Annotated in this window: 10 protein-coding genes; 5 read left to right on the top strand and 5 right to left on the bottom strand. The window is 67.6% G+C overall.

What is annotated here, in order from left to right:
* Nucleotides 1–12: 12 nt before the first annotated feature.
* Genes ACV22Z_RS20325 through ACV22Z_RS20340 form a run of 4 tightly spaced genes read left to right on the top strand, consistent with a single transcriptional unit; the run spans nucleotide 13 to nucleotide 4,735 of the window.
* Nucleotides 13–858, top strand: coding sequence for a glycosyltransferase family 2 protein (locus ACV22Z_RS20325; protein WP_448078086.1), 846 nt, complete (start codon nucleotides 13–15; stop codon nucleotides 856–858).
* Complete coding sequence (locus ACV22Z_RS20330; protein WP_448078087.1) at nucleotides 855–1,820, top strand: UDP-glucose 4-epimerase family protein; 966 nt, start codon at nucleotides 855–857, stop codon at nucleotides 1,818–1,820. The genes ACV22Z_RS20325 and ACV22Z_RS20330 overlap by 4 nt, the downstream gene beginning before the upstream one ends.
* A gap of 5 nt (nucleotides 1,821–1,825) precedes the next feature.
* A complete protein-coding gene (locus ACV22Z_RS20335; protein ID WP_448078088.1) occupies nucleotides 1,826–2,842 on the top strand; it encodes an MraY family glycosyltransferase in 1,017 nt (338 codons plus the stop codon).
* Nucleotides 2,843–2,854: 12 nt separating this feature from the next.
* On the top strand, nucleotides 2,855–4,735 hold the full coding sequence (locus ACV22Z_RS20340) for a polysaccharide biosynthesis protein (protein ID WP_448078089.1): 1,881 nt from the start codon (nucleotides 2,855–2,857) through the stop codon (nucleotides 4,733–4,735).
* 101 nt (nucleotides 4,736–4,836) lie between these two features.
* On the opposite strand, the gene ACV22Z_RS20345 is transcribed toward ACV22Z_RS20340, so the two are convergent.
* The 5 genes from ACV22Z_RS20345 to ACV22Z_RS20365 are packed head-to-tail and all read right to left on the bottom strand — an operon-like array spanning nucleotide 4,837 to nucleotide 10,275.
* The gene (locus ACV22Z_RS20345; protein WP_448078090.1) at nucleotides 4,837–5,943 is read right to left on the bottom strand and encodes an MraY family glycosyltransferase; all 1,107 of its coding nucleotides are present in this window, start codon (nucleotides 5,941–5,943) and stop codon (nucleotides 4,837–4,839) included.
* Between the two features lie 27 nt (nucleotides 5,944–5,970).
* Nucleotides 5,971–6,993, bottom strand: a complete 1,023-nt coding sequence (gene galE / locus ACV22Z_RS20350; protein ID WP_448078091.1) for a UDP-glucose 4-epimerase GalE — start codon at nucleotides 6,991–6,993, stop codon at nucleotides 5,971–5,973.
* Nucleotides 6,994–7,006: 13 nt separating this feature from the next.
* Complete coding sequence (locus ACV22Z_RS20355; RefSeq protein WP_448078092.1) at nucleotides 7,007–8,143, bottom strand: glycosyltransferase family 4 protein; 1,137 nt, start codon at nucleotides 8,141–8,143, stop codon at nucleotides 7,007–7,009.
* A gap of 42 nt (nucleotides 8,144–8,185) precedes the next feature.
* The gene (locus ACV22Z_RS20360; RefSeq protein ID WP_448078093.1) at nucleotides 8,186–9,022 is read right to left on the bottom strand and encodes a glycosyltransferase; all 837 of its coding nucleotides are present in this window, start codon (nucleotides 9,020–9,022) and stop codon (nucleotides 8,186–8,188) included.
* Entirely contained in the window at nucleotides 9,019–10,275 is a 1,257-nt protein-coding gene (locus ACV22Z_RS20365) for an oligosaccharide flippase family protein (protein ID WP_448078094.1), read from the bottom strand. Before ACV22Z_RS20365 ends, ACV22Z_RS20360 begins: the two co-directional genes overlap by 4 nt.
* A 242-nt stretch (nucleotides 10,276–10,517) precedes the next feature.
* Here ACV22Z_RS20365 and ACV22Z_RS20370 point away from each other — a divergent pair, with 242 nt between their 5' ends.
* Nucleotides 10,518–11,912: a phosphomannomutase/phosphoglucomutase gene (locus ACV22Z_RS20370; protein ID WP_448078095.1), complete on the top strand. Its 1,395-nt coding sequence runs from the start codon at nucleotides 10,518–10,520 to the stop codon at nucleotides 11,910–11,912.
* Nucleotides 11,913–12,005 lie beyond the last annotated feature (93 nt).

The following is a 12,005-nucleotide window of genomic DNA, read 5'->3' on the forward strand; positions in this document are numbered from 1 at the left end:
GTCGAACCACGGATGAATGTAATAAGCGCGCCATCCCGAGATGCCGACGGCTTGTCGGTTTCCATCGTCGTATACCGTCCCGATGCCGCCCAACTCGAGCAGACGCTCACCAGTCTGGGCGCCGCCTGCGCACGCTTGCGCGCGTCGTCGCCCGGGTGTCCGGTCGACCTGTTTCTGGTCGATAACGGCGGGCTCGGCGACGCCAGCGCCGTGACAGCCCGGCTTGACTCGCAGGGCGTCAGATGCCGGGTCCTGACGGGGCACGGCAATGTCGGCTACGGGCGAGGGCACAATCTCGCGATCGACCTGTCGACGCGTCCGCTCCACCTGATCCTGAATCCCGATATCGATCTCGACGCGCAGGCCCTGGTGGCCGCTCGCAAGTTCTTCGATTCGCATGCCGATGCAGGCGCGCTCGCCCCCCGGATCGGCGATGAATCCGGCGGGCCGCAGTATCTGTGCCGCCGCTACCCGTCGATCATCGATCTGCTCGTGCGCGGCTTCCTGCCGGCGCGGTTCCGGCAGCCTTTCACGAACCGCCTCGCCCGCTACGAAATGCGCGATGTCATCAACGATCGCGACATCGTCTGGGATCCCCCGATCGTCAGCGGCTGCTTCATGCTGTTCCGCACCGATGTCCTGAAACAACTGGGCGGCTTCGATCCGCGCTACTTCCTGTACTTCGAGGATTACGACCTGAGCCTGCGCACGCACGACGTCGCCCGGGTCGCGTACGTCCCGTCGGTCCGCGTGGTTCATCACGGCGGCGGCGCGTCTCGCAAGGGCTTCGCGCACATCCGGATGTTCGCGGCATCGGCCTTCAAGTTCTACAACCGCTTCGGCTGGAGGTGGTGGTGAGCCGCGTCGTCGTGACCGGCGCGAACGGCTTCGTCGGCCGCGCGGTGTGCCGGCTCGCGCTCGCGGCGGGGCATGACGTCGCCGGCCTGGTGCGCCGGCCGGGCGGATGCATTCCGGGCGTGCGCGAATGGGTGCACGATGCGCCCGATTTCGACGGGCTGGCCGATGCGTGGCCCGACGACCTCGAGGCCGATTGCGTGATCCATCTGGCGGCGCGCGTGCACGTGATGCACGACGAAGCGCCCGATCCGGATGCCGCGTTCGACGCGACCAACGTGGCCGGCACGCTGCGTGTCGCCGACGCGGCGCGCACGCGCGGCGCGCGCCGGATCGTCTTCGCGAGCAGCGTCAAGGCGGTCGGCGAGGGCGATGCAGGCGCGCCGCTCGCGGAAAACGCCGCACCCCATCCTCAGGATGCCTATGGGCGCTCGAAGTGGCGTGCCGAACGGGAACTCGCGCAATTCGGCCAGTCGGCGGGGCTCGACGTCGTGGTCGTCCGTCCGCCGCTCGTCTACGGCCCGGACGTGCGCGCGAACTTCCTGCGGATGATGGACGCCGTGTCGCGCGGCTGGCCGCTGCCGCTCGCCGCCATCACCGCCCGCCGCAGCCTCGTGTACGTCGACAATCTCGCGGACGCGCTGCTGCGTTGCGCAACCGATCCGCGTGCCGCCGGCGAATGCTTTCATGTCGCCGACGACGACGCGCCGTCGGTCGCCGGGCTGCTGCGGATGGTCGGCGACGCGCTCGGCAAGCCGGCGCGGCTGTTCCCGGTGCCGGCCGGCGCGCTGCGCACGCTCGGCCGGCTGACCGGCCGCAGTGCCGCGATCGACCGCCTGACGGGCAGCCTGCAGCTCGATACCGGCCGCATCAGGCGGGTGCTGGACTGGCGTCCTCCCTATACGACCCGGCAAGGACTCGAAGCAACCGCCGCATGGTATCGTTCGCGCGATACCCAGAAATAGGCAACATGCATCTGACGATTACGACGTGGCTTACCGCGACCGCGGTGGCGCTGGCCGCCGCCGTCGCATCGACGACGATCCTGCGCACGCTGCTCGCCACCGGGTTGGCGTGGCGGCTCGCAACCGACATTCCGAACGACCGTTCAATGCATACGCGTCCGACGCCGCGCGTCGGCGGCTGGGGCATCGTGCCGGTCTGCGTCGCCGCGATGCTGTGGCTCGCGCCGCAAATGTGGCTGATCGCCGTCGCGGCTGCGGGGCTGGCCGCGCTGTCGCAGCTCGACGACCGGCGCGGGCTGCCCGCGCGCGTACGATTCGCCGCGCACCTGGCGGCCGTCGTCGCACTGATCGTCGTCTACCCGGCTGCAGCGCCCTGGTGGCTCCTCGCTGGCGTCGGTTTCGCGATGGTCTGGCTGACCAATCTGTACAACTTCATGGATGGCGCGGACGGCCTCGCAGGCGGCATGGCGCTGTTCGGCTTCGGCGCGTACGCGGCTGCCGCGCTGGCCGGCGCGCAGCCGTCCGCGGACTTGGTCGCCGGCGGCGCGGCGATCGCGGGCGCGGCGCTCGGCTTTCTGCTGCTGAATTTCCACCCGGCGAAGCTGTTTCTCGGCGATGCGGGCTCGATTCCGCTCGGCTTCATGGCGGGGGCGCTCGGCTACTGGGGCTGGCGGCGCGGCGCCTGGCCGATCTGGTTTCCCGCGATGGTGTTCGCGCCCTTCATCGCCGACGCATCTGTAACACTCCTGCGACGTTTGTTACGCGGAGAAAAGTTCTGGCAAGCGCACCGCGAGCATTATTATCAAAGGATGGTGCGGTCCGGCATCGATCATGGACGCACCGCCGTTTATTGGTACCTCATCATGCTCGCGGGCATAGTCGTTGCCTTGTGGGCTCTGGGCCGTCCGGAACTGCAGCAGTGGTTGCTGTTTGTCTCTTGGTATGGTGTTCTCGCATGCATCGGGCTTGCGATCGACATGCGGTGGCGCCGGATTCAGAAGACCGCCGAAAACAATTCTTGAGGTATCCCGCCGATGTTGCGATCCAAAGCATCGTGGCAGTCACTGAGTGCTTTCCTGTTCGACCTGCTCGCGGTCGTTGCCGCGTGGCTGTTTGCCTATATCGTCCGCTTCAACGGCAGCGTCCCGCCCGATTTCATGAGTGGTTCGCTGATCGCGCTGACATGGGTGCTGCCCGTCTACGGACTCATGTTCCTCCTGTTCGGCCTGTATCGCGGGCTGTGGGTGTTCGCGAGCCTACCCGACCTGATGCGCATCTCGAAGGCGCTGGCCTGCGGCGGCGTGATCGTGATGATCGGCGCCGTGATGTTCCAGCCGTCGCCGATCATTCCGCGTTCGGTGCTGCTGGTGTCGCCGCTGATGCTGTTCCTGATCATGGGCGGCGCACGCGCGCTGTATCGGGCGACGAAGGAGTTCTACCTGTACGGCGGGCTCGTCGGGCAGGGCAAGCCGGTGCTGGTGCTCGGCGCCGGCACGGCCGGCGCGAGCCTCGCGCGCGAGCTGTCCCGGTCGGGTGAATGGCGGCTCGTCGGCTTGCTCGACGACGACGTCACCAAGCAGGGCCGCGAGATCTATGGCTACAAGGTGCTGGGCTCGTTCAACGATCTCAAGCATTGGACCGACGCGATGAAGGTCGAGTACGCGATCATCGCGATTCCGTCGGCGTCCGTCGAGACGCAGCGCCGGGTCGCGACGCTGTGCGTGCGCGCCGGCGTGAAGGCGATGGTGCTGCCGTCGCTGACCGCGCTGATGCCGGGGCAGGGCTTCCTGTCGCAAGTCCGGAACATCGATCTGGAGGATCTGCTCGGCCGCGACGCCGTGACGATCGACACGCCGCACGTCGAAGCGCTGCTGCGCGGCCGCGTGGTGATGGTGACGGGCGCGGGCGGGTCGATCGGCTCCGAGCTGTGCCGGCAGATCCTGCGCTTCGCGCCGGCGCAGCTGGTCGCGTTCGACCTGTCCGAATATGCGATGTACCGGCTGACCGAAGAGTTGCGCGAGCGCTTCCCGGGCCAGCAGGTCGTGCCGATCATCGGCGACGCGAAGGATTCGCTGCTGCTCGACCAGGTGATGGCACGCCATGCGCCGCATATCGTGTTCCATGCGGCGGCCTACAAGCACGTGCCGCTGATGGAAGAGCTGAACGCATGGCAGGCGCTGCGCAACAACGTGCTCGGCACGTACCGGGTCGCCCGCGCGGCGATCCGTCACGACGTGCGCCACTTCGTGCTGATCTCGACCGACAAGGCCGTCAACCCGACCAACGTGATGGGCGCGAGCAAGCGTCTCGCGGAGATGGCCTGCCAGGCGCTGCAGCAGACGAGCGAGCGCACGCAGTTCGAGACGGTGCGCTTCGGCAACGTGCTCGGCAGCGCGGGCAGCGTGATCCCGAAGTTCCAGCAGCAGATCGCGAAGGGCGGCCCGGTGACGGTCACGCACCCGGAGATCACGCGCTTCTTCATGACGATTCCGGAGGCGTCGCAGCTCGTGCTGCAGGCGTCGAGCATGGGGCGGGGTGGCGAGATCTTCATTCTCGAGATGGGCGAGCCGGTCAAGATCGTCGATCTCGCGCGCGACCTGATCCGCCTGTACGGCTTCTCCGACGGGCAGATCCGCATCGAGTTCACGGGGTTGCGGCCGGGCGAGAAGCTCTACGAGGAACTGCTCGCCGACGACGAAACGACGACGCGCACGCCGCATCCGAAGCTGCGGATTGCGCGGGCCCGCGAAGTGCCGGACAACCTGCTCGACGAACTGCTGCCGTGGCTGATGCAGCATCGCGTGCTCGGCGACGACGAGGTGCGGCGCGACTTGCGGCGCTGGGTGCCCGAGTACCAGACGGCGATCGCGCCGGTGCTGCAGAGCGTGCCGAAGCGTGCGGCGTCGAACGAGTGAGAATGCGGCCCGCTGTCTGGCGGGGCGGACCGGCAAGAAAAAAGCGCCCCGCGGGGCGCTTTTTCGTGGTGTCGTGAACGGCCGAAGACGGCGCAGGCGGCTCAGTGAACGCGCCGGTGCTTGCGCACGACCATCCACCGCGGCGCCTTGAAACGCACGATGCTGACGTACAGCCACACGTAGGTCAGCGCGAACAGCACGACGAACGCGAACAGGTGCACCGTGTGACGCCAGAACAGCGTCGCGGGAATCACGGCCACGAGGCACAGCAGCCACAGGTATGGCGACGTCAGCGAATTGCGCCGTGTCAGGTCGTGCGCGGTCTTCGTGCCGACCGCCCAGCGCATCAGGCGCTTGTAGACGAGCATGTGCAGGTGCACGCCGTCCGGAATCCCGGGCGACATCCCGCGGATGAACTTCTTCCGGTAGATCGAGAAGCAGGTCTCGAAGATCGGATACATGAACAGCAGCACCGGGTACCACGCGGACACTTCGCGGTGCCGCATCACCAGCATGATCGCGAGTTCGCCGAGCATGAAGCCGATGAAGTATGCGCCGCCGTCGCCGAGGAAGATCAGCCCGGCCGGGAAATTCCACACGAAGAAGCCGATCACCGCGCCCATCATGATGAAGCACGCAGACAGGATCACGGGGTCGCCGACCTGGAACGCGACGTACGCGAGCGACGCGAACATCATGAAGCTGACCATCGACGCGAGTCCGTTGAAGCCGTCGATGATGTTGACCGCGTTTGCGAGCGCGGCGACCGCGAGCACGGTCACGACGAACGAGATCGCGACGTAGCCGAGCAGGAAGTCGAGCGGCGGCACGCTGATGCGCGTCACCGCGATGTTCAGCAGCCAGAACGCGAGCGTCGCCGCGCCCATCGTGCACAGCAGCCGCGCGCGCGGCGACACGCGCTTGGTCAGGTCCTCGACGAGCCCGGACAGGAACGCCGGCAGCCCGCAGCCGACGAGGCCGAGCACGCTGCCGGCGATCGTCGGGTAGCGTTCCAGCAGGATCAGCGCCGACGCGACGACGCCGGCCAGGATCCCGACGCCCCCGACGCGCGGCACGGGCCGCACGTGGAATTTCTGCACGCCGGCCAGGTCGCTGTCGACGGAAAACTTCTCATGCAGATGCGCATAGCGCACGATGAAGAGCGTGACGAGCAGGGAGACGATGAAGCCGGACGCGAAGCTGAGCATGGGATCGCTCGGAAATGGGACAGCGGATTATACAAAACCGCGCGGGTTGTTTTCCTGCCAGCGCCAGTGGTCCGCGCACATTTCGTCGAGGCCGAATTTCGCGCGCCAGCCGATCACGTCGGCGGCGGCCTGCGGGTTCGCGTAGCACTCGGCGACGTCGCCCGGGCGGCGCGCGACGAGTTCGTACGGCACCGGGCGGCCGGACGCCTTCTCGAATGCGCGTACCACTTCCAGCACGCTGTAGCCCTGGCCGGTGCCGAGGTTCACGACGAAGCTCGCGTCGCGCTTCACCAGCGCGTCGAGCGCGGCGATGTGCCCCTGCGCGAGATCGACGACGTGAATGTAGTCGCGCACGCCCGTGCCGTCCGGCGTCGGGTAGTCGGAACCGAACACGCGCAGCTTCTCGAGCTTGCCGACCGCGACCTGCGCGACATAAGGCATCAGGTTGTTCGGGATGCCGGCCGGATCCTCGCCGATCAGCCCGCTCGCATGCGCGCCGACCGGGTTGAAGTAGCGCAGCGTCGCGATCCGCCACGTCGGGTCCGACAGTTCGAGATCGCGCAGGATCTGCTCGGCGATCAGTTTCGACTGGCCGTACGGGTTGGTCGCCGACAGCGGGAACGATTCGTCGATCGGCGAACGTTCCGGCACGCCGTACACGGTCGCCGACGAGCTGAACACGAACTGCCGCACGTTGCGCTCGCGCATCACCTTGAGCACCGCGAGCAGGCCGCCGATGTTGTTCTGGTAGTACTCGAGCGGCTTCGCGACCGATTCGCCGACCGCCTTGAGCGCCGCGAAATGGATCGCGCCCGTGATCGGGTGCGCGTCGAACACCTTCGCGAGCGCGGCTTCGTCGCACACGTCGACTTCGTGGAACGCGGGCGTCTTGCCGGTGATCTGTTCGATGCGCCGGATGGACTCGGCCTTGCTGTTGACGAGATTGTCGACGATGACGACGTCATAGCCGTGATCGAGCAGCTCGACGGCGGTGTGCGAACCGATGTAGCCGGCGCCGCCCGTCACGAGAATCGTTCCTTTCGTGGTCATGCTTCCTGCTCCTTCAGAGAGTGACGCCCGTCAAGGCGCGTATGGTGATTGTGTAGCGTTCGACGACCTTCTGCTCGTCGAATTCGGCGACCACCTTCTGCCGGCCGCGTGCGCCCATCGCCGCGCGTCCGGCCGGGCCGAGCTCGATCATCTGCATGATGCGCGCGGCGAGGCTCGCGCTGTCGCGCACCGTGCACAACAGGCCGGTATCGCCGTCGGCGACGACGTCGCGGCAGCCCGGCACGTCGGTCGCGACGATCGGGCGGCCCATCGCGGATGCCTCCATCAGCGTGCGCGGCACGCCTTCGCGGTACGACGGCAGCACGACGCAGTCGGCCGCGGCGATGTGCGGCCGCACGTCGTGCGCTTCGCCGAGGTATTCGACGACGCCTTCGCGCACCCACGCGTCGACGTCGGCGCGGCCGATCGCGCTCGGGTTGTCGACGCCGAGCGGGCCGAGCAGCTGGAAGCGCGCGTGCGGGTGGCGCGCGCGCACCGCGCGCGCGGCGTCGACGTACTCGCGCACGCCCTTGTCCCACAGCAGCCGGCCGATCAGGATGAACACGGGCGCGTCGCCCGCGGGCAGCGGCACCGGCGCGAACTGCTCGAGATCGACGCCTTCGCCGTGCAGCAGGCGCGCGCGGTCGGGATGCGCGAGCAGCCGTTCGTCGGAGAAGGTCGCGAGATCGTCGCGGTTGAGGAACCAGACTTCACGCGGGAAGCGGAACGCGAACCGGTAGAGCCGCTTCGCGATGCTCGCCGCGCGGCTCTTCTGGATGAACACGTAGCCGAGCCCGGTCGTCACCGCGATCGACGGCACGCGCGCGAGCCACGCGGCGACGGAGCCGTAGATGTTCGGCTTGATCGTGTAATGGAACACGAGGTGCGGATTGAGCGCGCGGTAATGGCGATACAGCGCGGCGAGCGTGCCGAGATCCGCGCGCGGGCTCGTGCCCTTCGACGCGACCGTGAGCGGCACGTAGCGGCAGCCCATCTGCTCGAGCAGCGGCACCGTGCGGTCGTGCGGCGCCGCGACGATCACCTCGGCGCCGCGCGCGATGAGCATCCGGATCAGCCCGTGGCGATACGTATGGATCGCCCAGGCGGTGTTGCAGACGAGCACGATGCGCAGCGGGGAGGAGTTAGTCATGAAAAAAAGAAAAAATAAAGCGTCGAAATTGCCGAGAACGCGTCAGGCGGACGGCCGCGCCGCGAACAGCGTCTGCTTGATCCGCTGCAGTGTCCGGTACGGCGTCACGAAATGCAGCAGGTTCTTGGCGAGGCCCACCCAATCGTACGGGTTCAGCACATTGAAATGTTGCAGCAGCAGCGCGAGCGTCGACATCAGCTGGCGGCGCCGTTTGGTCGCGCTGATCCCGCCTTCGTTGAGCTCGTAGTAGAGGCCGAGCTCGGGCAAATTCGCGCAATCGTAGCGTTGCATTAAGCGCAAAAAAAGATCGAGATCCTCGGCGGCCCGGTATTTCGCGCGATAGTTGCCGACCTCGCACACGGCGTCGACGCGCAGCATCACGGACGGATGCACAAGCGGCGAGCGCAGGAAGCGCTTGCGGCGCAGCATGCGCGGATCGGCGGGCGGCGTCAGCATGAAGCGCGGCTCGCCGGCGCGCGACACGACCTGCGTCCACATGCCGACGCACGCGACGCGCGGATGCGCGTCGAGATACGCGCGCTGCTTGGCGAGGCGCTGCGGCGCGGCGAGATCGCCCGCGTCGATGCGCGCCGCGTAGCGGAAGCCGCGCGCGGCGAGCGCGTCGATGCCGGCCTCGAGCGCGCGCTCGATCCCGCCGTTTTGCGGCATGCGCAGCACCTCGATCACGAGGCCCGGCAGGTCCGGCACGGCGATCGGCGGCGTGCTGCCGTCGTCGACGACGAGCACGTGCACGGGCGCGTCCTCGCGAAACGATGCGAGGGTCCGGACGACGTCGTCGTGCGCGTTGTACGCCGGCATCAGCACGGCCACGTCGTCGAGCGGGCCGGCATGGCGCGATGCGGAAATGGGGGACGTCATGAGCGCAGCTTGAAACGGATGTAATAAAAATTGACGGCGGCGGCGGCCAGGTAGCCGCCCGCAAGCCCGGCAAGCACGCCGTACAGGCCGAGGCGCGGGATCGCGAGCAGGTTGACGAGCGCAGCGATCGCCAGCGCGAGCACCCATTTCGTCAACAATACGAATTTTGCTTGATATTTGAGGACGATAAGATTGCCTATCGCCTCGATGCCGGCCGGCACGGACAGCCAGACGGCCCAGCGGAAGATGTCGACCGACGCTTCGTAGCCGCGCCCGAACACCTTGCCGACGATCAGCGGGGCGAGCGCGTCGAGCACGAGCGCGCCGGCCGTCATCAGCGCGGCCGTCATCGCGATCAGCCGGACGATGTTGCGGCGCAGTTGAGCGACGTCCTGCACGCGGTAGACGAATGCGGGCGCGATGGTCTGCGCGAGCATCAGCGCGAGCGTGATCCAGTTTTCGTTGAGCTGCTGCGCGGCCGAGTAGCGGCCGAGATCGGCGAACGACACATGGCGCTCGAGCATCAGGCGGTCGAGCTTGAGGAACAGGTACATGCAGATGAGGCCGAGCCAGAACACCGTGCCGGCCGTCGCGAAATGCTTGAACAGCGGCCTGTCGAATGTCCAGCCGAGGGTGCCACCGTTACGCTGGCGGTAGTACAGCATCAGCGCGATGCCGATCGCGGCGGCTTCGAGCGCCCACAGCCACGAAAAGCGCGCGGGGCCGGCGGCGGCGCGCACCAGCAGCCAGGCGAGCAGGGCCTTGACGAGCGCCGCAGCCATGCTTGCCATGAGCTGCGGCTTGCTGTAGGTCAGGCTTTGCAGCCACGCGTTGACGACGCCGACGAACGGTTCGCGGAAGACCATCGTCACCGCGAGGCCGGCGAGCATCGCGCCGACGAGCGGATCGAAGGCGCCGGCGGCGATCGCGAGCCAGGTCGCGGCGAGCGCGGCGGCCGACACGGCGATGCGCAGCACGAACGCGCTGCCGAGCACGGCGCCGAGCTGGCCGGCCGGCCGCTGCACGATGGTCGGAACGAGGATTTCCGCGCCGCACACCCAGGTGAGCGGCGCCAGCACGAGGAGCAGCGTATTCGCATACTGCCATTTGCCGAACACGTCCGGCCCGAAATAACGGGCCAGAAGGCCGCTGATCGCGATCGCCACGCCGATCTGCGTGAGCCGTTCGAGCCCCAGCCAGACGAGATTCGCGACGGCTTTCGCGACGTCCGGGTTGGAGAAGCGCTTCAGCACGGCGCGACGCGGCGGCGCGCGCTCGAAACGGCCATGACGGCGCCGGCAGGCGCCCGCTTTGCGGCGGCGGAACGGCTAAGCATTAAAATGAGCGGTATTCGCGTAATCAAAACCAGCGATTATAAGTTGGTTCGGGATCGCGCCAGCCATCTCGATCCACCCCGCGCGGCCCCGGGCGTCAGGCCTGGCACCAGCGACGAGGCGGTCAGAATTTTTCCATGCACGCAACCGAGAGTGAATCGATGATTTCCCAATCCATCTTCAAGGCATATGACATTCGCGGCGTGGTCGGCAAGACGCTCGATACCGACACGGCGCGTGCGATCGGCCGTGCGTTCGGCAGCGAAGTGCGCGCGCAGGGCGGCGACGCGGTCGTCGTCGCGCGCGACGGCCGCCTGTCCGGGCCCGAGCTCGTGGGCGCGCTTGCCGACGGCCTGCGTGCGGCCGGCGTCGATGTCGTCGACGTCGGCGTGGTGCCGACCCCGGTCGGCTATTTCGCGGCAAGCGTGCCGCTGCCGCTGACGGGCGGCGAGCGCCGCATCGACTCGTGCATCGTCGTCACGGGCAGCCACAACCCGCCGGACTACAACGGCTTCAAGATGGTGCTGCGCGGCGCGGCGATCTACGGCGAGCAGATCCAGGCGCTGTACCGCCGCATCGTCGACGCGCGCTTCGAGTCGGGCAGCGGCACGTACGAGCAGTTCGACGTCGCCGACCAGTACCTCGCGCGCATCGTCGGCGACATCAAGCCCGCACGGCCGCTGAAGATCGTCGTCGATGCCGGCAACGGCGTGGCCGGGCCGCTCGCCACGCGCCTGTTCAAGGCGCTCGGCTGCGAACTTGTCGAACTGTTCACCGACATCGACGGCAATTTCCCGAACCACCATCCCGATCCCGCCCACCCGGAAAACCTGCAGGACGTGATCCGCGCGCTGAAGGAAACCGACGCCGAGATCGGCTTCGCGTTCGACGGCGACGGCGACCGCCTCGGCGTCGTCACGAAGGACGGCCAGATCATCTATCCGGACCGCCAGCTGATGCTGTTCGCCGAGGAAGTGCTGTCGCGCAACCCGGGCGCGCAGATCATCTACGACGTGAAGTGCACGCGCCATCTGGCGCAGTGGGTGAAGGAAAAGGGCGGCGAGCCGCTGATGTGGAAGACGGGCCATTCGCTCGTGAAGGCGAAGCTGCGGGAGACGGGCGCGCCGCTCGCGGGCGAGATGAGCGGCCACGTGTTCTTCAAGGACCGCTGGTACGGGTTCGACGACGGCCTTTACACGGGCGCGCGCCTGCTCGAGATCCTCGCGAAGACGGCCGATCCGAGCGCGCTGCTGAACGCGCTGCCGGACGCGATGTCCACGCCGGAGCTGCAGCTCAAGCTCGAGGAAGGCGAGAACTTCGCGCTGATCGCGCAGTTGCAGAAGGAAGCAAAGTTCGACGGCGCCGACGAAGTCGTGACGATCGACGGCCTGCGCGTCGAGTACCCGGACGGCTTCGGCCTCGCGCGTTCGTCGAACACGACGCCCGTCGTCGTGCTGCGTTTCGAAGCCGAGACGCAGGAAGGCCTGAAGCGCATCCAGGAAGACTTCCGCCGCGTGCTGACGGCGGCGAAGCCGGACGTGCAGCTGCCGTTCTGAGCGCGGGCGGCGGCATCGCCGCCGCCGGCCTGAATGCAGCACCGGCCCCGAAAAGCGGCGCACGCTTCATGCGTGCGGCCGCTTTTTGCCTAT

Source organism: Burkholderia sp. PU8-34, from assembly GCF_053427725.1.